Genomic DNA, 22,047 nt, shown 5'->3' on the forward strand with positions numbered 1-22,047 from the left:
TTTTATTTTCTGTAAAATTACTTGGCTTATACCAGCACAACGTCCAAAGGTACTACTGGTGTTTCTTTCTTTTCTTCTGGCAAGATAAAATGCAAGGGATTTTTAACTTTTTCATCTAAAAGAGCAATTTCAAGCACTTCTTCTACATAATCCACATAGTGGAAAGTGAGTCCTTGTGTATAAGTCTCGCCAACTTCTTCTACATCTTTACGGTTTTTATAACACATAATAATGTCTTTTATTCCTGCACGTTTGGCGGCTAAAATTTTCTCTTTTATTCCTCCTACTGGAAGTACTTTCCCACGAAGGGTAATTTCTCCAGTCATCGCTGTATTTGGCTTAATCTTGCGTTGCGTAAACATTGAAGCCATTGATGTGAGCATGGTAATTCCTGCCGAAGGACCATCTTTTGGTACAGCTCCTTGTGGAACGTGTACATGAAGATCATAATTTTGGAAAATTCTATAATCAATACCAATATTATCAGCATGAGATTTTAGATAAGAAAGTGCCGTTATGGCCGACTCTTTCATTACATCGCCCAGTTGTCCAGAAAGAGTAATTTGTCCTTTCCCTCGACTCAAACTTGACTCAATAAAAAGAATATCTCCACCCACCGAAGTCCAAGCCAGACCAGTTACAACCCCTGGCACATCATTTCCTTCATACAAATCTCTATCAAAAATAACACCACCGAGCAGCTTTTCTACGTGTTCGGCTTTGATGGTTTTAGGATAACTTTCCTCCATTGCAATTGATTTTGCAATTTTTCTAACCAATGAACCTATTTGTTGCTCCAAACGACGCACGCCTGACTCACGAGTATAGCCCTCAATTACTTTTTGAATAGCCTTATCATCAATTTTCAAATCTTTTGCTTTGATTCCATGCTGCTCCAATTGCTTTGGAAAAAGGTGTTTTCTTGCTATTTCGATTTTTTCCTCAACAGTATAGCCAGAAATTTCAATGATTTCCATTCTATCTCGCAATGGCCCTTGAATAGTATCAAGCGAGTTGGCAGTTGCTATAAAAAGTACTTTAGATAGATCGAAATCAACTTCTAAGTAATTATCTTTGAAAGCATTGTTTTGCTCTGGGTCAAGCACTTCGAGCAGTGCCGAAGACGGGTCGCCACGGTGGTCACGGTTGATTTTATCAATCTCATCTAAAACAAACACTGGATTGGATGATCTTGCCTTTTGAAGATTAACAATCAATTTACCTGGCATCGCACCGATATATGTTTTACGGTGTCCTCTAATTTCTGCTTCATCATGCAAGCCACCCAAAGACATTCTGACATAGTTTCGACCTAAAGCTTTGGCTATTGATTTTCCAAGAGAAGTTTTTCCAACACCTGGAGGGCCATAAAGACACAAAATAGGTGCTTTCATATCACTTCTCAACTTTAATACTGCCAAATACTCAATGATACGCTCTTTTACTTTTTCAAGTCCTGCGTGGTCAGTATCAAGAATTTTTTTGGCACGCTTCAAATCAAAATTATCTTTTGTGAATTCATTCCAAGGCAAATCGACCATTGTTTCCGCATAATTCAACGACACACCATATTCAGGAGCCATAGAATTCATGCGTAAAATTTTGTTTAATTCTTTATTAAAATGGTCATTTGCTTCTTTAGTCCACTTCTTTTTTGCTCCTTTTGCACGCAATTTCTCTACCTCTTGGTCAGGAGATTCCATACCTAACTCTTCTTGCAAAACTTTTATTTGCTGACGCAAATAGTATTCACGTTGTTGCTGGTCAATATCAATGCTTGCTTTGCTCTGAATATCTCTTTTGATTTCCAACAATTGAATTTCTTTCATCATGTGTTCGAGTAGCTTGTGGGCTTGCTCTCCCCCATCAAATGTTTCTAAAAGCAATTGTTTTTCGCTGATTTCAATATTTAGATTTGATGATAAGAAGTGCGTCAAGAAACTTGGGCTATCAATATTACTGATGGCCATTTGAGCATCACGAGGAATATCAGGATTCAGATTCAAAATTTTGTAGGCAGCCTCTTTTAAACTTTGAATCAAAGCCTTAACTTCTTTCTTGCGAACATTGGGAAAGTTTTCTGAAATATACTTCACTTTTGCACTCAAATGAGGCTCGGTTTGGGTATATTCTAATACTTCAAAACGGCGACGTCCTTGAATAATAACCGTTACATTACCATCAGGCAAAACAATCATTTTCAAAATATGAGCTATTGTCCCTACCTTAAAAAGGTCTTCGGGTGTAGGTTCATTGGGCGTATGACGTACTTGTGCTACCACTCCGACGGTTCGGTCGGTTCGGTAGGCTTTTTTTACCATTTTAATAAATTTCGACCGTGTTACGGTTACAGGAATAACAATTCCAGGAAATAAAACGGTATTTCTTAAAGATAATAAAGCCAAATCAGTTGGCAGATTATCTTCGTTTTCCATCACTTCATCTGGCGAAGAAATTTCTATCATTTCAACGTTTTCAACATCTTGTCTTGCCATTACGAGTTTTGAGAATGTATCTCTATTCATTATATCCCTTTATAATTTGACCGTTGATTTGAAACTGACCTTTTGATTTCGCTGATTATCAGAGGAGTCTTTATTATCTAATTTTAATAACGGATTTGATTGATGTGTAATTTTGCTTAGTTGTAAATTATCGTAATATTTCATGAGTAAGGGTCGCCTTACTATCTGCCAGAATGTCAGAGTGAAAGTACAAAACGTTTCTGACAATCAAAATATTTCTTGGAGAATTTAATTGGTCAATACTCATGCCAAGCATATAAACATGGCAGTTTGGCAGGAAAATATTATTGAGTGGTTATTTTTTATGTCAAAACCTGTAAGGTTTGAGTGACCCCGTCTTTTCAGACCTTACAGGTTTTTATGAGATGTTATATTTACTCAGAAGAAAAACTAAACCATTACCTACTCCACAAAGGAGTTATTAACCTTTACATTTTTCAAGGTAAAACCATTTACAATATCTTTATTGATTGAGGCATTTTTGGTCTCGATTATAAGGTTTTCAAATTTAAAATTCGATAAACGGTCATTCTCCGTAATAGCAACATCGTAGAAAACATTGCATTTCAATTCTATGTTTTTCAAGGTAATATGATCAGAATATGAAAGGGGAATGTCTTTACGACCTTGCAAATCAAAAAACTGTGTCCATGGCTTCACATAAATGAGGCTATTGGCTTGACCTTTGATATTTTCTACCAAAATATATTCATACAATTGCGGGGTATCTGGTCGCATTTTTAGCCATAAAACCCTCGTTGCTTCATTTACAAAACAATTTCGCATGATAATATTTTTATTATGAATGGCTTCGCTACCGCAAGTAAGAGCCGAATGACAAAAACCAAACTCACAATTTTCGATAACAATATTCGTATTTTCCCCATTACTCGGAATCAAATCTGCCCAAGGACCTTTGCCACCTTTTAAAGCAATGGCATCATCATTGACCGACATATAACAGCCTTTAATTAACACATTCGAGCAAACATCAAGGTCGATTGCATCAGTACTGGGAGCTTTCACGGGTTGATGTGGTGAAAAAATATGTACATCCAAAATCTTTACAAAATTACATTGGTAGTAATGACTCGTCCAAAAGCCAGAATTGTGCAATTTTACATCTTGAATCTGAACATTATTTGATAGCCAAATAAATACCAAACGTGGTCGAGAAACTTCAAGATTGGTACAATTAGGATTTTCTTTTCTTCTTTGCCAGAAAGCTTCCCAATAATGTAAACCATTTCCATCAATTGTTCCTTTTCCTGAAATTGTGAAGCCATTCACTCGATAAGCATTCACTAAAGCAGGAAAATAGTCAAGACTTTGCCCTTCCATTCTTGAAGGCATTTTTGGATAATCAGCAATATTATCAGAACCTTTCAATACAGCACCTTCTGCAAGATAAAGATGGGTTTTTGGTTTAAAAAATAAAGCTCCGCTTAAATATACCCCTTTTGGAATAATCACTACTCCACCACCATTTTTTGCAGCTTCATCAATCGTTTGCTGAATAGTGACTGTTTGTAACACAGTACTATCTTGTATTGCACCAAAACTTGTAATAACATATTGTTTACCTAATTGATTGAGTGCTATTTTGCTCGAATCAGAAAACCACTTCGACATCACACTACCATCGGGGAAAACATTAACCGATTTTTTCTGGGCAAAAGCATGTCCGACTAAAACGAACATTCCGATGAAAATTACAAAGATTTTTTTCATTCTTATTTTTTTGAGCTATCAAATTACTGGGTAAATATATGATAATTCTTGAATTTTAAATTCCTGTACTGTCGGCTTTAACTAAACGCAGGTTTTTTGCTGTTTTTTTATTTACTTTGAGTAACGGTTCACTAATCATCAAACCCAAAGCATTAATGAAAAAAGTACTTCTTGTTTTCCTCTTACTTATCAACACTTTATCAAGTTTTGCACAAAAAGAGCCTGATTTTTTAACAAACTATAATAAACGTTGGGTTGACTCAGTTTTTTCGAGTTTAACATTGGACGAAAAAATTGGTCAATTACTTATGCCTCGTGGTAATACTTCAGGCAAACCTCATGATATTGAAAAACTAAAACGTTGGGTAAGCGATAATCGCATTGGCGGAATTGTGATGTTTGCCGCCCCGCCAACGGTACAAGCCCGCATAGTGAATGAATTGCAAGCTTTATCGAAAGTGCCATTACTCATTGGAATGGATTTAGAATGGGGCTTGGCAATGCGTTTAGATAGTACAGTTCGTTTTCCTTATCAAATGACGCTTGGTGCCATGCAAGGCAACGAGAAATTGCTATATGAAATGGGTGTTGAAGTAGGAAAACAATGCCGCCGAATGGGTGTTCATATCAATTATGCTCCTGTGGTTGATGTCAATATTAATCCAAATAATCCGGTTATCAATTTTCGTTCGTTTGGTGAAAACCAAGAAGATGTAGCTAATAAAGCTCTCGCATATATGCAAGGTATGAATAGTGAACATTTGCTTACTTCGGCGAAACATTTCCCAGGACACGGCGATACAGGCGTTGATTCGCACTTTGATTTACCCTTGATTCCGCACGACCGTAAACGCTTAGATGAAGTTGAATTTTACCCCTATAAAAAACTGATAGACAATGGTTTAAGTGGCATTATGACTTCTCACCTGAGTGTTCCAGTACTGGATACTACTAAGAATTTGGCAGCAACTTTTTCTAAAAGAATCGTTACTGATATTTTACGCAAAGACTTGCACTTCAAAGGTTTGACTTTTACGGATGCAATGGACATGGAAGGTGCAATCAAATATTTCTCAAAAGGACAGGCAAATGTGCGAGCGGTTTTAGCGGGAAATGATATTTTAGAAACCTTTGAAGATGCAGGAGGAGCCATTTTAGCGATTAAAGCGGCCATTGCCAACAAAGAGATTTCGATAGAAGAAATTGATTTTCGAGTTCGTAAAATATTAATGGCAAAATCTTGGGTTGGTCTTGATAAATACCGCCCGACAGAAATCAACAATTTGATTGCTGATTTGAACACTACGAAATCAGATTTATTGAATCGTCAATTGGCAGAAGCAAGCATTACTTTAGTCAAAAATGATGATAAAATACTGCCTATCAAAGATTTGACTAAACGTATGGCTAGCGTTTCGATTGATGCGATACAACCGACGGCTTTTCAGAAAATGACAGATAACTATACCACAATCAGCCATTTTCTACTTCCTCCAAATGCCGCAGATTCGAGCATCAATAAGGTTTTGGAACAAACCAAAGATTATGATTTGATTTTGGTAAGCCTACACCTTAATAATATTCGTCCTGCCGCTAAATATGGCGTTACAGATGCCAATAAAAAAGCATTGAAAGCTCTTGTCAATACAGGAAAAGCCATCACAACAATCTTCGGGAATCCTTACTCGCTTGATAAGTTTGAAGATTTAGAAAAGTCGAAAGCTATCGTAATGGCTTATCAGCTAACCAATTATATGGAAGATGCTGCTGCTCAAGCTATTTTTGGAGCAATTACAATCGTTGGAAAATTACCTGTTTCTATCAACTCTATTTATAAATATGGAAAAGGTGAAAACACCCAATCGCTTGGCCGATTGGCTTATGGAATTCCAGAAATGGTTGGACTTGATGGAGCTGAATTAAATCGCCGAATCGACTCAGTAATTAATCTCGGACTCAGAGAAAAAGCCTATCCTGGTGCAACAATGGAAGTTGCCAAAGATGGTCGTGTGATTTATCAAAAAGCTTTTGGATTTCATACTTATGAAGCTGCAAACAATGCTTCTTCTACAAGCAATGAGGTGAAATTCAAGTCAGATAACAAAAATGATGTAATGGACGAAGCGGTGAAAAAATCAAATATATCAAGCAAATCAAACACTACAACGACATTAGCCAAAGGTACTGCCCGCCTAACTGACCTCTACGACCTTGCTTCTGTTACGAAGGTAAGCACTTCTGCATTAGCTGTAATGCAATTGATGAGTGAGGGCAAGTTCGATTTAAATAAAAGTTTCAAAGATTATTATCCAGAGTTCGCCGATGGCAATAAAGCCAACCTACGTTTCCGTGATATGCTCACGCATAAATCGGGCTTAAAAGCTTGGATTTCTTTTTGGGTGGATTGCATAGACTCCGTAAAAACTATAAAAAACAGTGTTGTTTTCAAAGAAAAATATGCTTCTCAATACAAAAAGAAACTTTTTATGAGCAAGAAAAAGTATAATTTGCTGCTTGCTAAAGCCATTAAGGAAAATAAAAATCTTTGGAAAGATTGTCTTTCTCCAAGCACCATGGTTTGGAAACCAAACACCTTTTCCACCAAACAATCAGCCGATTTTTCAGTGCAAGTTGCCGATACACTTTGGCTGCATAAAGATTATAGAAAAACGATTTTTGATGCCATCGAAAACTCACCTGTGAAGCCCGAACAAGGTTATGTTTATAGCGATTTGCATTATTATACTTATCCAACTTTTATCGCTAATTTGGTGGGTATGCCGTGGGAAGATTATTTGAAGAAAACATACCGCAATATTGGAGCTAACTCTTTGACTTACAATCCTTTACGCTTTTATTCTAAAGATAAAATTGCACCTTCAGAGCATGATACTTTATTTAGAAAAACATTGATTCATGGATTTGTACATGATGAAGGTGCTGCTATGCTAAATGGCATTTCGGGACATGCTGGACTTTTTGGCAATGTCAATGATTTGACGAAGCTAATGCAAATGTATTTACAAAAAGGAAGCTACGGCGGCACACAATTTATCAAACCAGAAGTGATTGCTAAATGTACGAAGTACCAATTCCCAGAACTCAAAAATCGCCGTGCCATTGCCTTTGATAAATTAGATTTCAATCCAAAAATATCAAATGGGCCGCAATCAGCTTCGCCCGAAAGTTATGGACATTCTGGCTTTACCGGAACTTTTGTTTGGGTTGACCCAAAATATAATTTGGTTTATACATTTTTATGTAATCGAGTTTACCCAACTCGTGACAATGTAAAAATAAGCACCTTAAATATCAGAACAGAACTGGGTGAGCAGCTTTATAAAGTGATTAAGAAATAATGAAAAAAGACTCGGCAAGAATTATCTTGCCGAGTCTTTTTTTACTTAAAACTCCCAAATTAAACCAAGTCCTGGGGTTACGCTGGCAGTTGCATCTGCTAATATCAATGGTTTGGCATTTGAACCATTGGGATTAAGTGCTTTTCCATCAGTTGTAGCAAAACCTGAGTTATCAGCAGTTCGCTCAAAAGTATAACTTGGAAAAGATGGATTTTTTGCTAAAAGAGCATTTTGAATATCAAAATAAAAATCAAAACTCTGCTTACGGAAGTTGATTTTTTTGTCAATTCTGAAATCAAATTGACTGAAGTTCTTCAAACGTAAAGTATTCAATTTTGAATAATCAAACAAGCCAACGCCCAAAGTTGCATAATTTTTTTGAGATGCTTCCAAATCGAACGGCGTATAAGGAGCTCCACCATAAAAACGAAATTTCCCACCTAATTCCCAACCTTTCTTAAATTTACGTCCAACTTGCAATGCTACCAAATGACGGCTATCCCATGCTGATGAGACAAACTTGCCATCTTTTCCAGAAAATTGACTCCAAAATAGAGTATAAGAAAATACGGCAAACAGATTTTTTTGGAGTTTTTGTTGAGCAAAAAACTCAACTCCGTAGGCTTTTCCTTTACCAATGCTTTCAATTTTTTCGTTGCCAATGGCTCCATATTCTCCTCCTTGATTAGCCAATGAAATACCATCACGAGCTGAAACTGCGTAGTTATTATACTTTTTGTAGAAACCTTCTAATGTAAAACGTGTGGAAGGACGAGGAATAAATTCTAAGCCACTCACAAAATGGTCACTTTGTAAATATTTATTGTCTTTATTAACCAAAGTTCCTGCATTGTCTCGAAAACCTAAAACGGTATAAATTGGGAGTTTATAGTATCGCCCAAGTGAGGCATTTAGTCTCCATTTGTCGGCAAAACCATAACTCGCCGCTGCTCTCGGACTTAAAGTTTTAAGTGGATTCATTCCTCCATTGGTAAAACTATTCATATCAGTCCTGATTCCTGCTGAAATGCTGAGACGTTCATCATAGAACTTACGAGAAACTTGTCCGAAAGCACCAAATTTAAAAAAATCAACGGCAGTTTTAAATCTAAAAGCAACTTCAGGTTGAATGATATTGCCTTTTTCATCACGCAATTCTTTTCTTAAGCGATTATATAAATCGGCATTATATTTCACAAATTGGCTGCTGACACCGTACGAATATTCCCATTTGTCAACAAACTTATTCACATCAATTCTCAGTTTATTTTCAATTTCTTGTGATTTTGTATTGAAAGTAATCAAACCTTTTGACTCTTGCTTGCCATCTTCGTATTTTTCAAGTGAGTTATCATACATATTTCTACTCAAAGAAACATTCATATACCCATTTTCAAGCAATCTTTTTAGTGTGAAACCTACAGTATAATTCCACTGATTAATGTAAGGAAAAGCACGTAAAATATATTCTTTGCTTGGTGATGATTCTTTCGGCACACCAAAGTAAAATTTATCAATTGCTCCTAATCCAATCGCTGTTAGGGTTGTTTTTGCGTTGATTCTATGCGTGACTTTATATTGAAAATCCCAATAATTAGGTCGAATCGGCAAATCAATCAGTTGAAATAAGTATTGCAGATATGAGCGACGAGCTGAAACCAAATAGGTTGTTTTTTTAGAAAGCGGCCCTTCAAAAGTGGCGGCAGCTTCGGTTGAACTCACACGGAAATTACCTTGAAAATTATCTTTATTTCCATCTCGTTGCTTAAATTGTAGCACTGACGACAGAGCATTATCATATTTTGCATTAAAACTGCTTGATGAAAGTGTGGCATCTTCGATAAACGAAACATTCAAAATACCTGTCGGCCCACCCGCACTTCCTTGTGTAGAAAAGTGATTAATTACTGGCACTTCTATTCCATCGAGGTAATACACATTTTCATTGGGAGCTCCACCTCGAATAATAATATCATTGCGAAATGCTCCGCCGCCACTTGTTCCACCAACCCCAGGTAAAACTTGAATAACTTGCGAAATATCAAAATTGCCTCCTGGATTATTTTTAATTTCCTCTGTTGAAAGTTTTTGAATCGAATTGGGTGTTTCAGTTGATGCCACTGAAACTGAACGATTTACAATCACTTGTACTTCATTGAGCTGTTTGGAATCTTCTTCCATCAAAAAGTTAATAATATTGGCATTTCCCGAAGAAACTATAATATTGAATTTTAAGACTTCTTTATATCCAACATAAGTAGCCTTTAAATTATAACTTCCTGTTGGAATACCTGAGATTTTAAAGTTTCCATCAACATCACTTTGAGAACCTTTTTGTGTGCCTTCGACTTGAATAGTCACACCAATGAGTGGTTCTTGAGTGCGGCGGTCTTTAATCGTTCCCTGAATTTCACCTGTGCGTTGGGCTTGTGCAATACCTAAAGAGAAAAGAGTAAAACTTAATAGAATGAATAACTTTTGCATAAACTTAACATTTTAGATTATTCTTTATGACAATTTCTTTTGTCGCTTGAATAACAATTTTAGTGTGTTTTTGTTTTAATTAGTATATTAACAAGCCATTATTTAAATTTGTTTTGTTTTTATACTATTTTTTTGTTTTTAGCTTTAAAAAACACCTTTTGTTCTTCACACAAAAACATAAAACTTTGATTATCAGATATTTATTAAAAGAATGAATTATAAAATTTTACAGGAATTAATTTCCAATTTGAAGGATTTTGAGGATGAGAAAAAATCTCAGTCGCTCAAAATGCAAGATTTTGTAGTATTTCTAAACCAAAAATATTTGGGAAACCTTGTTTCGGCTCAGCCAAGTATTGATATAAATGCCAAAAGTGAAGAGAATAATATCGGGCAATTAGTGGCATTTATGTATCGTTATGCCAAAGGGTATATTAAAAAGGCTTTGGAAGAATCGACTTTACTGACACTTGATGATTTTGGATATTTAGCGGCCGTTTGGCAGGAAGGGGATTTAACAAAAACTCAGGTGATTGAAAAAAATATCCACGAAAAAAATACGGGTATGGAAATTATCAAGCGACTTATTGCAAATAATTTGCTTGAACAATACGATGATTTGGAAGATAAAAGAAGCAAACGTCTAAAAATAACGCCTTTAGGTCAAGCAGAATTATTCAAATCATTTGAAGGGATGCTAAAAGTAAGTCAAATTATTTCGGGGAAACTCACTTCTGCTGAGAAAATCCAGTTGTTTTATTTGTTAAGCAAATTACATGATTTTCACAATCCCATATTTCTCACTGAAAAAGAAACCAGTATTGATGATCTCTTAAAAAAGTATTTTTAATCGAAAATCAAAAAAATGCCTCAAAAGTATTCAATTGAATTTACTTTTGAGGCTATTTAACATTTCAAAGAATAATTATCTTGCAGTCTCCATCATTGAAAGCAATTGGTCTAATTCATATTCTAAAACTTTACCATTTTGCTTTAATCTTTTCACGTCTTGGAGTTCTATACCATTACGAATATATGTTGGCGTAGAATTAAGTGCTGGATTTCGATAACCCTCTCTCATAAACTTCTGCACCATCGTTCTGATTTGTTCCATTTCATCTTTTGGTTCAAACTTTGGCTCAATAATAATGGATGGCTCTCTCTCTCTACCAATTAATGGATTTTTGTTTTCATATTTTTCATTTTGAACCTTACCATTGAGAGGTTTAACTTCAATAACCTCTTCTTCTGGCTCAGGAACAATATCAAAACCTGCTGCAACAATGGTTACACGCACTTTTTTGCCCAAATTTTTATCAACTGCAAAACCATGTTTAAACAAACGAGCTTTTGTCTGAATTTGGCTTTCAACAAACTTTGTTACCAATGTTTGGTCTGATAATTTAATCTTATGTTCGGGGCTATAGGCAATACTCACCAAAACTCTTTGAGCTCCATTGATGTCATTGCTTTCTAACAACGGAGACGATAAAGCCAATTTGATTGCTTCTTCTACTCTTTTTTCGCCTTCTGCTTCTGCAGTACCCATCACAGCTTGACCAGCACCACCCAATACTTTCTTTACATCGGCAAAGTCAAGGTTGATGATACCAGTACGAGTAATTAATTCAGCGATACTTTTCACGCCATTTGCCAATACATCATCGGCTTTAGCATACGCCTCTTCGATGTCCATATCGCCAAACTGCTCTTCCAATCTTTCATTTTTAATGATCAGAACAGTATCACAATTTTTCTTTAACTCTTCAATTCCAGCCCTTGCTTGCAATATCTTATCCCCTCCTTCAAATGGAAATGGATCAGTTACGACAGCTATGGTCAACAAATTCATTTCTTTAGCGATTCGTGCTATTACAGGGGCTGCCCCAGTTCCAGTTCCTCCACCCATTCCTGCCGTAATAAAAACCATCTCTGTTGGCTCTTTCAGGATTTCTCTAATCGCCTTTTCACTTTCTTCGGCAGCTTTCTTACCCATCGTAGGTTCTGTTCCTGCCCCTAAGCCTTTGGTAAGTTCAATACCTATTTGCAATCTCTTAATTTCTGATGCCGCCGATTCTAAGGCTTGTTGGTCAGTGTTACAAATCACAAGTCCAATATCATTGACACCCATACTGTGCATGTGTTTCACGGCATTACACCCTGCTCCACCAACACCTATTACTTTAATAATATTTCTAAACTTGTTCTTCGGTACGAGTTCGTAGTCTGGTTCTTGTGTCATGGTCATGTATAGATTTTTATAGATTAGGAAAAGCTGTTTTTTTTTTTTGATATTAGATACGAGATACTTGATATTAGATACGAGATTTAAAAGTAATTTTTTCTTGTATCACAAATCTCCTATTTCGTATCTAAAAATCACGTATAACCTTTGTCATCGCCAACATCTGGTTTGGTAGATGCTTGTACTTGGCGTTTAAGCCAACCAAAAAGTCCACCGCTTGCTGGCTGTTCTTCATGAGGTGGCTCTTCTATTACTTCTTTGGTACGTCCACCATTTCTGGTTTCAAAGCCATTATTATTTGCTGGCATTTGGCTTTCAGGAATAGCTCCCCAAATTACTTCTTGCGGGACTCTTTCATCCAATGGCAAAAAACCTGATAAAACTAAGCCTATTACTGTTGCATATTTGGGGTCTGTAACTTTGCTAATAGCACTTTCACCAATATTACGGGTGGTATTTCCCACACGAATATTCATATTATTGGTTACTCTGTCAAAAACATCTTTTATCATTCGAATATTCGCTGTTCCGCCAGTCAGCACTACTCCACTGATGAGTTGTCCTTCATAGCCAGAGTGTATAATTTCTGCCATTACCATTGCTGCAATCTCTTTTAAGCGTTCTTCAATAATAACACTTACATTTTTTGCTACAATTTCTTTATCAGGCAAACCTTCCACTCCTGGAATTTTAATAATATCGTTTTTGCCTACTTCATCGGGCGGCACATCACCCATAATCAATTTCAGCTTTTCGGCATGGTCAGGCAATATTTGAAAAGCTTTTACGAGGTCATTGGTAATGCTTCTTCCTGCAAATGGAATAACAGAAATATGGCGTAAGCCACTTTCCTGAAAAATCGCTACTTCGGTGGTATCACCACCAACATTTACCACAGCAACACCTAATTTTTTATCTGTTTCACTCAACACAGACATAGAGTCTGCTAAAGGTGAAAATAATGTATGAACGATTTTTAAAGGAACAACTCTTTTAGCATCTTGTACTTTTGCACCCACACTCTCAATGGTTTGTTGAAGAGCGATATGAGGGTCATTAGGTGTAGAGATCAAAAAGAAGTTTCCTCCAAGTGTTATTCCGAAGCGACCAATTGGATTATCAGGTACGATTGCTCTATCAATAATAAATTCTTGTGGAAATGTATGAATAATTACATTTCCAGCAGTTGGACGGAATGATTTACGAATATCAACTGCCAATTTTTCAATCTCTTCTTTGCGTATGGTGGTGCGACTGTCGTTTCGTGTTAAGAAATTCTGATGTGTTCTTCCCTCTACATATTCACCTGAAATATTAACAATTACATTTTGAATATTGATGTCTGCCTTGTCTGATAGTTTTGTTAAAATGCGGTCAACGTCTTTTGCTGTAAACTCTAAGTTTACAACTGTTCCATTAGACACCCTCCCACGTTGAGTAGGTTCTTCTACCATATCAAGAATTTTTACTTTCCCGACATGATCCATTATACCAGCAACTGCACAAATTTTTGTGCTACCGATGTCAATACCTACGATTACGTCTTTGCTCATTATACCATCCATTTTAATGCTTTTAGCTAAGTTAAACTGCTAAAAGGCACAGCTATATTATTTTTCACTTACATACAATCTGCCCGTCATATTTTACACTTACATGAGAAAAGCTATCCCAACCTTGTACTGGAAGTATTTGATTATAAAATATCTTTATTCTATTCAGTCTATTTTCAATATTGGTTGCTTCGCCAAATTCGATAATATGGTTTCCAACTAAAGGAACAATGCTCACATCTCCATTTTTTGCCACGTCTAATTGTGTAAATTGTGCTTTCAAAAAAGCATCTTCATTTATAAAATTTATGAAGTGTAGAATTTTTTCTTGACGCTTTGACTTTAAGTTTGGCAAATTTCGGAAATATTCGCCCGAAAGCAATAGAATTTTTGCCGAATATCGTTCAGAAAGTGGAAAAAACCCTCCATCCGCATCTACATAGGCATCTTCACGGCCATCTGACATTAAAATTCGTGCTACTGGAATATGTTGTTCGATATCAAGGCTCAAATTTCCTTCTATCCCTCTAAAGGCTTGACATGACTTTATTTGCTTATTTTGCAACACTCGTTTTTCGATTTCTCGTAAGTCAATTTTTTCAAATGTTTTGCCCACGAGTTGGTCACTACCATTCTTAGTAATGAGGGCTTCAATATCTTGTTTATTAACAAAATATTGTTCTTCGGCATTTTTTATTTTGATAACAATTTCTTTGCAACGCTTTGATGAAAATGTATCACTTGAAAAGCCAATCAAGAGTGTTACTGTCCCAAGAGCAACTACTCCTAATACCACCTTGCCGATTTTTTTTAAGTTAAATTTACTAAACATTTTTATAAATATTAGGAAAGTACATAAAGCGTTAATTATCAATTAGTTATTGGAATTTTTGTCTCAATTAAAAGGCTAATAAGTTACTATTTAAGGCCTTTCAAGAACGAATTTTGGTCTGTCAATGTCTTAAATTCATCCGCAATTTTAGGTTCTAAGTCTGTTTTGCATAATTCCTTTAATCGCTCAATATCTTTATTCCAACCCGAGCCGTCAAAAAAAGACAAACCTTTGTGGTCTCTTATTTTGTATAAGGCCGAGCTTTTATAGGCTGTACCCAAATATACGTTTTTTAAATGATTGTCTTTTGCCCAACGTATCAATCTCCACATCATCCATTTACCCAATGAGTGCGTTCGCATATATTCTGTATCAAAAAAAGCGAACCAATAATGTAATATTTCGTCATTTAAGGCAACAAATACAAAACCTAAAAACTTCTCTCCCGACGTAAAACGAAATATATGCGTCCCTGTTGTTCTCGACAAGATATATTGCCAACGCTCCATACTCATATTATCGTCACCAATGCGTTGAGAAATATATTCCTGACAAAAGTTAACAAATTCCGGTGAATTTAAATCAAAATCTTCTTTTTTGATAACTTCTAACTGAATATTTAATGGTTCAACTAAACGATTTACACGTCGATTTTCAGAAGTATCTTCAAATCTTTCTAAATCAACTCTCAGACTACGAGCCAAGTAAAAAATATCACCTTCAATATCCAAGTTTCCTGTATATGGCAGAAAGCCCTTCTCATAAATTTCTGCCAATTCTGCTTGTGATTCTTTCAAGCAATAAATAGCATAATCAAATGTATAAGTTGAATAATCTACTCTATTTTCAGAAAAAAATATCTTCATAATGGGCTATTGGTGTATAATTTTCAAAACTTCTGCTGCTATTTCTTTTCCAGCATTTGGTCTTGCTAAGGTTTTTATATTTTTACTTAATTGTTCCATTAGTACTGGGTTATCAGACAATTCTATTGTTTTATCAACCAAAATATCTCCGGCTTCTATGTCTTTCACCATCCAAGCAGCATTTTCATTGACCAAACTCATGGCATTCTGAGTTTGATGGTCTTCGGCTGCGGTAGGCAATGGTACCAAAATCGAAGGTTTTTCAGCCAAACATAACTCTGAAACTGATAAAGCTCCTGCTCTCGAAACAACTAAATCGGCTGCAGCATAGGCTAAATCCATTTCATAAATAAAATCTGAGACATAAACTCTTTTGGTCTGTAATGATTCTACCTTTGTTTTTGCTTTATCAATAAATAACTTTCCTGTTTGCCAAATTATCTGCAAATCATTGGCAATCAAATCGTTAAGTCCTGCAAAAACAGCTTCATTGATTGTTCTTGCACCTTGACTTCCGCCAATCACCAGCAAAGTTTTTCTTTCAATATCTAAACCAAAATGATTGAATGCTTGCTCACGCTTTGACGATGTTTCAAGAATATCTTTTCTGACGGGATTTCCTGTCATTACAATTTTTTCTTTTGGAAAAAACTGTTCCATATTTGGGTAGGCAACACAAATTTTCTTGGCACGCTTGGCTACAAATTTATTAGTAACACCTGCAAACGAATTTTGTTCCTGAATCAAAGTCGGTACACCAAGCAAATTTGCCATTATCAATGTGGGGCCACTCGCATATCCACCAACACCAATCGCTATATTTGGCTTAAAATCTTTGATAATTTTATACGTTTTCCAAAGACTTTTTGCCAGTTTAAATGGAAGACCAAAGTTTGCCAGCATATTTGAGCGATTGATACCCGCAATCGGCAATCCGATTATTTTATAACCAGCTTTCGGCACTTTTTCCATTTCCATCTTACCTTCAGCTCCCACAAACAAAATTTCAATGTTTGCATCAAGAGCTTTGAGTTCGTTGGCAATGGCAACGGCTGGATAAATATGCCCGCCTGTTCCGCCTCCACTTATGATGATTTTTGTCATATAATATCACCCAAAATAAAAAAATATTGTCAAAAAAGTTTGTCGTCTAATAATTATTTGCCTTTAGGATTGATGCTCTATTGATTTTTCATCATACTCCCCTTTTGTTACACTCAATACAATGCCAATGGCTACGGCTGTGAACAAAATTGATGTTCCCCCCATACTCATTAATGGCAACGTTTGACCTGTAACTGGCCCTAAACCTACATTAATAAACATGTGAACAAATGCTTGAAAAACGATGCTAAAAGTAAGCCCCACACAAAGTAGCCCCCCAAAAGCACGATTGGTATTTTCAACATTTTTTAGTCCACGATAAAGCAACCAAAGATACAAACCCATCACCAAAACAGCACCTAAAAAACCATATTCTTCAATAATAATAGCATATATATAATCAGAAAATGCTTCGGGTAAATAGTTTCTTTGAAAACTTTTACCGGGCCCGATACCAATAGCTCCACCTCTGGCAATGGCAATCATGGCTTGCTCTCTTTGATAATTATCATCCCTATCTCTATTGCCAATTACTTTATCGCCGTTAATATCAACATCAGCAAATGCTTCGATCCGTTCAAGCACCACTTGTCCACGTCCAAATTCTACGCCACGTGCATACAAAAATACACTAATACTCATCACTACAAATAAAACTCCAATGACAAATCCAGCCATTCGAGCAAGATAACGACTTGGTACACGCCCTACCCACATGATCAGAAAGCACGTTACACCTAAAATAACGGCTGTTGAGAAGTTTGTGATTGCCAACATACCACAAAGTAAACCACACCAAAATATTAAACCATAAAGTGTCCTTGGAGTATATTCTACATTCTGACGACGAGCTAACATCGCAGCAAGATTGGTGATAAGCACCAAACGAACCAAATCTGATGATTGAAATGAGATACCAAAAAGGTTAATCCAACGCTTTGTTCCACCAACAGTAGTACCAAAAAGATAGGTATAAATCAGCAGAAAAGGAGTAATCCAAAGCAAGAGTTTTGAAATACCTGCATATTTGGTGTAATTAACTCGATGAATGAGCCATATTACCAAAAGACCAAGCACTAAATGGGCTGTATGTGTAAGGAGGTAACTTTCGGTATTGCCGCCTGCTTTTTTATAAGCAAGAGCTGAACTGGCACTATAAACGACCAGCATACTGAATAAAGAAAGTAGAGCAATGATGAACCAGATTTGCCAGTCACCACGCAGTTTGTCTTTCAACCACGTTTCCATGATTTTAATGGGACGAAAGATCGTCAGTTAAGTTTATAGGAAATAAGCACGCATACCTTCCCGTAATTTAAATAAAAACTAAAAGGCGTAACAAATGTAAATTATTTAAAAGTGAAAGAAAAGAAAAATTTGAAAAATTTATTATTAGGTGTTTTTTCATTTGAAATGCCATATTTTTATAAAAAAAGTCTCTTTTTAGCAAAATATTATTCGGTTTGATTATTTAATTTGGTCAATACTTTTTATATTTAATTAATAGTAAAAGCCATCTGCTCAATCAAAATACAGATGGCTTTACCCTCTTTTCACCTAAACTTTTTTTCTGTCAATTTTGCTTTATTTGCCGCTTTTATTATTAAATAAATAGTCCACCCCCTACGATATTAGGGCTTAACACATTTCTAAGAAAATTACTATAATTAATAAAAATTGATAGATATAGTCGACTATTTTTTATTGTTTCTGAAACTATTCATTTTGTAAACTTCCATAAATTTACTGAGTATTAAATGGTAAATAAGAAACCGACAGCCAGACCTTCACTTAATTGGAATTTTTTAACAATATCTGCATCATAAACACCTATCAAGGTAAAGTTTACGTTTAGGTATTTATTTACTTTAGCTGTCGCTACTACACTAATATTGTGGTCGATAGGCTTGGTTTTTGGGGCGTAGGCCACAAATCCTTGATAACGCCATTTTAAATTTAGGTTTTTGGCAATATCTTTATCAAATGCTGCTACTACTTGAAAACCCATTTCATTAAGAACTTTTTTACCCTTTTCTACCCCATATGAGCGAAATACTTTTTTGCCGTCTTCTGTTACTTCTTTTTGTGTATTGACAAAAACCACATCATCACTTACAAATGTTTGACGCAACGTGGCACCACCTAATTGCATAACAAAATACTTAACAGGTTTCCATTCAAGACCAACACCCTCGGCAAGAAAGCCTGGGGCAAATAAATTCCCGATTTTATTTCCTTTAACTCCCTTTGCATCATATGCAAATCCTGGAGCAAACTGAGATAAAAAATTAACTCCTGCAAACCAATTGGTTGTCGATGTGAGTTTGCTTGCATACTTCACATCAATAAAAATTCTATCTATACTTTTACGTGGGTCTTGTCCTTTATTTTTCACAGTACCATACTGAAATTGCATATCTGATGAAAAAACGCCTTTATTTTTGTGGTAAACTGCTTTATTGTTAAAAAGCAAGCCAAGACCAATACTACCCACACTTCCTTGAGCTCCGGACCAAGCATCATTGAAACCAGCTTGTGAAAAATTAATGCCTAACTGTGTACTACGAGGATCCCACCAACCTACTTTTAGCGAATCTTCATGGTTTTTAGGTGCCTCTTGGGCAACTTGGGCAAACAGATTGACTGTGAAAATTAAATAACTGACTGTTAATAAAAACTTTTTCATTATTATACAAATTAGCGTTTGGTTAAAAATATTTTTAGCGATACAGTGACAAAAGCATTTTTGTGTCACGTATATCTATGATTCTTATTTATTAAAGAACATATATTAGACTTTAGAAGAAGACAATAGTCACGGTTTATGCGTAATAAACGGTGCTATTTAACTTTAAACGCAGTAAATTATCTTGAGAAAATCAACAAATTATTCAAAAATTATAACTTTTTTTGATTGTAAGACTTGCAATGGGAAAATGGTTTTCGAGTCCACAGTTTTAAGAGTTATCGTGGTATTATCCATCGCTATGACTTCCCCTTTTACTCCATCAATTTCTATAACTTGTCCTTCTCGGTATCTATTTTTACTATAAAATGAAGAAATAATATTGAGTAAAATTTCCTTCGATGCAAATCCATAGCCAATCGCAAATGCAAAGATGACACCACCCACCATTAAGTTAAAACTCGACTCAAGTAAGCTTGTATTAATACCTACTTGTGCTACCGCTTGTATGACAAAAATTATCAATAAAAAAAAGAAAATAGCTGTTCCGATGAGCTTACCAGCCGCAATGTTGAATGATTTACAAAGAGTGACTACAAAGTTTTTGAGGGCATCAGCCAAGAAAATTCCAGCAGAAAGCATTAATGCTGACGAAATCAGTTTAGGAATAAACTCTACCAATAACTTCACCATATCTGAGATAGCAGGAACACCTAAGGTGTCGGCTGCTGGTCTTAGCATAAATATCAGAATAAAATAATACAAAACTTTAGAAATAATTGAGCTTAGTTTTATTTCTAATTTCAAACTCTTAATAGCATCAATATCATTTAACTTCTCACCAATCTTATCTGCCCCTACTCTTTCCAGCATTTTTTGTGTTACAGCAGCCACCATTTTAGCAACCGCCCAGCCTATTAGCAAAATAATAATTGCACCAATTAGGTTATAAAAGAAGCCCATGAAGCTTTTAATCATATCATTAAAAGTTTCAATCAATGTATCGGTAAAACTTAGTGTTGGTTTCATGTACTATCTTAATAATTTATAAAAATCGAGGTCGAATACTTAATATTACTCTTCTTTAGGCTCTAATTCTTGCAAAAGTTTTACCGCTACAACCATCGGTTCACCCAAAAACATTTGTACAATTTGCATAGCATCACGAATGGCATCTATTTCTGCTGTTAGCATTCCTTTCAGATGTTCGGGGGCAGTAGCATTATCATCAAAATCTTCCATTGGTTTGGGTACAGGTTTTCTGAGAATAGTTAAGTTAATGATTTTATCATGGTTATCCACTAAAAAATCTTCCTTTCAATTATCGAAATTACTGATTATCAACAAAAAAATTAAGACAATCTGTCATTATTTTTTCCAAAACCAAAGTACTTTGATAAGTATAAGCAAGAAGAAAAGTATATTTTCTGTATAAATCTTTCTGAGCTTTTCTTTTGTACGCATCAAACGCATTTTTACTGCACTTTCGCTTATCTTAAATGTGTCGGCTATATCCTTGATACTAAAGTCATCTTGGTATTTCATTAGTAGAATAGCTCGTTCTTCTGGGTCAATTTTTTGCAGGGCTTTTTTGAGGTCTTGTGCCTGAATTTCCATCAGCTCATTTTCATTTTCCTCTTCTTCAAGGTCAAAGTTTTCATCAAGAGTTGTCTCTGCTTGTTTTTTAACAAGACGCACTTGATCCATACAATAATTATAGGTAATTGAGTAAAGCCATGTCGAAAATTTGGCATGTTCTTTAAATCCTCCTATTTTTAATACCAACCTTAAAAAAATATCATGCGTGAAATCTTCCGCTTGGGCATCATTTTTTACAAAAGAAAGGCACTTCCGATAAACTTTATCAACATAACGGTCATAAAGTTCCTCAAAATACACGTTCCTTTGTGTTTCGACATAAAGCCGAACTAATTCTTCGTCAGCAGTATGTTTAAATGCTTTGTTTTTCAATTTTGACCAAGTGATTAGCAAAAAGTAACACTCTTAGGTATTTTTTCTTTTTGGGTGATAATAAATCTTTCTTCTCTTGTGAAGAAATTGATTCTATATTTTACTAAAAGATATACACGGTTTCGTTTTCTAACAAAATAAACAATTTTTGGCGAAGCCAACCATATCCTTTGCTCAAATATTCACTATTTTCCACAGAATATCAAACTTAATTCAAAAAATAATAGTATGCTTGCATAATATTTATTTGTTTTTTTTACTAAATTCGCCCTATATTTAACCGTTCACTTATTTTAAACAATAATAGACAATGTCTGCAAAAGAATACTTACAAAATACAGCTGCAAGGCTCACACCAAGCGATATTGATGGTGTTTCAACAACATTACATTTCGATTTTGGTAGTGGTGCCAACTATTCAATGGTTGTTGCCGATGGCAAAGCTGAGTTCATAGAAGATTTCATCGGTACGCCTGAGTGTGTTATAAAAGCCGATGCAGATGATTTTGTAAAAATTGCTACTGGCGATATGAACCCCATGATGGCAATGATGATGGGTAAATTAAAGCTCTCAAATCCTGGAGCAATGATGAAATATGCAAATATGTTGGGCTTGATGTGAGAGTGATTTGACAATTTGAAGATTTGATAATTTGGAAATTAAAGAACTTAGTTTATTGAGAGTCATACA

Annotated in this window: 16 protein-coding genes; 3 read left to right on the forward strand and 13 right to left on the reverse strand. The window is 35.4% G+C overall.

The genetic code is table 11. From position 1 onward, the window contains the following. Positions 1–26 precede the first annotated feature (26 nt). Together lon and ACQUQZ_RS23100 are read right to left on the reverse strand one after the other, a co-directional pair. On the reverse strand, positions 27–2,525 hold the full coding sequence (gene lon, locus ACQUQZ_RS23095) for an endopeptidase La (protein ID WP_435357480.1): 2,499 nt from the start codon (positions 2,523–2,525) through the stop codon (positions 27–29). A gap of 402 nt (positions 2,526–2,927) precedes the next feature. Continuing rightward, the gene (locus ACQUQZ_RS23100; RefSeq protein ID WP_435357481.1) at positions 2,928–4,256 is read right to left on the reverse strand and encodes a rhamnogalacturonidase; all 1,329 of its coding nucleotides are present in this window, start codon (positions 4,254–4,256) and stop codon (positions 2,928–2,930) included. 155 nt (positions 4,257–4,411) lie between these two features. Between ACQUQZ_RS23100 and ACQUQZ_RS23105 the strand changes: the two genes are divergently transcribed. After that, positions 4,412–7,615: a glycoside hydrolase family 3 N-terminal domain-containing protein gene (locus ACQUQZ_RS23105; protein WP_435357482.1), complete on the forward strand. Its 3,204-nt coding sequence runs from the start codon at positions 4,412–4,414 to the stop codon at positions 7,613–7,615. Between the two features lie 45 nt (positions 7,616–7,660). On the opposite strand, the gene ACQUQZ_RS23110 is transcribed toward ACQUQZ_RS23105, so the two are convergent. Continuing rightward, positions 7,661–10,099: a TonB-dependent receptor gene (locus tag ACQUQZ_RS23110; protein ID WP_435357483.1), complete on the reverse strand. Its 2,439-nt coding sequence runs from the start codon at positions 10,097–10,099 to the stop codon at positions 7,661–7,663. 211 nt (positions 10,100–10,310) lie between these two features. Between ACQUQZ_RS23110 and ACQUQZ_RS23115 the strand changes: the two genes are divergently transcribed. Beyond that, the gene (locus ACQUQZ_RS23115) at positions 10,311–10,949 is read left to right on the forward strand and encodes a MarR family winged helix-turn-helix transcriptional regulator (RefSeq protein WP_435357484.1); all 639 of its coding nucleotides are present in this window, start codon (positions 10,311–10,313) and stop codon (positions 10,947–10,949) included. Between the two features lie 75 nt (positions 10,950–11,024). On the opposite strand, the gene ftsZ is transcribed toward ACQUQZ_RS23115, so the two are convergent. The 10 genes from ftsZ to ACQUQZ_RS23165 all read right to left on the reverse strand — a co-directional run bounded on the left by ftsZ (position 11,025) and on the right by ACQUQZ_RS23165 (position 21,356). Beyond that, positions 11,025–12,341 carry a cell division protein FtsZ gene (gene ftsZ, locus ACQUQZ_RS23120; protein WP_435357485.1) on the reverse strand — a complete coding sequence of 439 codons (1,317 nt, stop codon included), beginning with the start codon at positions 12,339–12,341 and terminating at the stop codon, positions 11,025–11,027. A gap of 137 nt (positions 12,342–12,478) precedes the next feature. Further along, positions 12,479–13,897, reverse strand: coding sequence for a cell division protein FtsA (ftsA, locus tag ACQUQZ_RS23125; RefSeq protein WP_435357486.1), 1,419 nt, complete (start codon positions 13,895–13,897; stop codon positions 12,479–12,481). Positions 13,898–13,961: 64 nt separating this feature from the next. Then, positions 13,962–14,729: a cell division protein FtsQ/DivIB gene (locus ACQUQZ_RS23130; protein ID WP_435357487.1), complete on the reverse strand. Its 768-nt coding sequence runs from the start codon at positions 14,727–14,729 to the stop codon at positions 13,962–13,964. A gap of 86 nt (positions 14,730–14,815) precedes the next feature. Then, positions 14,816–15,595 (reverse strand): GNAT family N-acetyltransferase, encoded by a 780-nt coding sequence (locus ACQUQZ_RS23135; RefSeq protein WP_435357488.1) that lies wholly within the window; start codon positions 15,593–15,595, stop codon positions 14,816–14,818. Positions 15,596–15,601: 6 nt separating this feature from the next. After that, the gene (murG, locus tag ACQUQZ_RS23140; RefSeq protein ID WP_435357489.1) at positions 15,602–16,699 is read right to left on the reverse strand and encodes an undecaprenyldiphospho-muramoylpentapeptide beta-N-acetylglucosaminyltransferase; all 1,098 of its coding nucleotides are present in this window, start codon (positions 16,697–16,699) and stop codon (positions 15,602–15,604) included. 63 nt (positions 16,700–16,762) lie between these two features. Next, complete coding sequence (locus ACQUQZ_RS23145) at positions 16,763–17,947, reverse strand: FtsW/RodA/SpoVE family cell cycle protein (RefSeq protein ID WP_435357490.1); 1,185 nt, start codon at positions 17,945–17,947, stop codon at positions 16,763–16,765. Between the two features lie 505 nt (positions 17,948–18,452). Next, positions 18,453–19,385, reverse strand: a complete 933-nt coding sequence (locus tag ACQUQZ_RS23150; protein WP_435357491.1) for a DUF3078 domain-containing protein — start codon at positions 19,383–19,385, stop codon at positions 18,453–18,455. A 201-nt stretch (positions 19,386–19,586) separates the two neighbouring features. Beyond that, positions 19,587–20,414 carry a mechanosensitive ion channel family protein gene (locus tag ACQUQZ_RS23155; RefSeq protein WP_435357492.1) on the reverse strand — a complete coding sequence of 276 codons (828 nt, stop codon included), beginning with the start codon at positions 20,412–20,414 and terminating at the stop codon, positions 19,587–19,589. 45 nt (positions 20,415–20,459) lie between these two features. Further along, positions 20,460–20,627 carry a hypothetical protein gene (locus ACQUQZ_RS23160; protein WP_435357493.1) on the reverse strand — a complete coding sequence of 56 codons (168 nt, stop codon included), beginning with the start codon at positions 20,625–20,627 and terminating at the stop codon, positions 20,460–20,462. A gap of 126 nt (positions 20,628–20,753) precedes the next feature. Then, positions 20,754–21,356 carry an RNA polymerase sigma factor gene (locus ACQUQZ_RS23165; RefSeq protein WP_435357494.1) on the reverse strand — a complete coding sequence of 201 codons (603 nt, stop codon included), beginning with the start codon at positions 21,354–21,356 and terminating at the stop codon, positions 20,754–20,756. Positions 21,357–21,666: 310 nt separating this feature from the next. On the opposite strand from ACQUQZ_RS23165, the gene ACQUQZ_RS23170 reads away from it, so the two are divergent. After that, positions 21,667–21,978 carry an SCP2 sterol-binding domain-containing protein gene (locus ACQUQZ_RS23170; RefSeq protein ID WP_435357495.1) on the forward strand — a complete coding sequence of 104 codons (312 nt, stop codon included), beginning with the start codon at positions 21,667–21,669 and terminating at the stop codon, positions 21,976–21,978. The last annotated feature ends 69 nt before the right edge of the window (positions 21,979–22,047 follow it).

This window comes from Emticicia sp. SJ17W-69 (assembly GCF_051209875.1).
In the GTDB taxonomy this organism is placed as follows: domain Bacteria; phylum Bacteroidota; class Bacteroidia; order Cytophagales; family Spirosomataceae; genus Emticicia.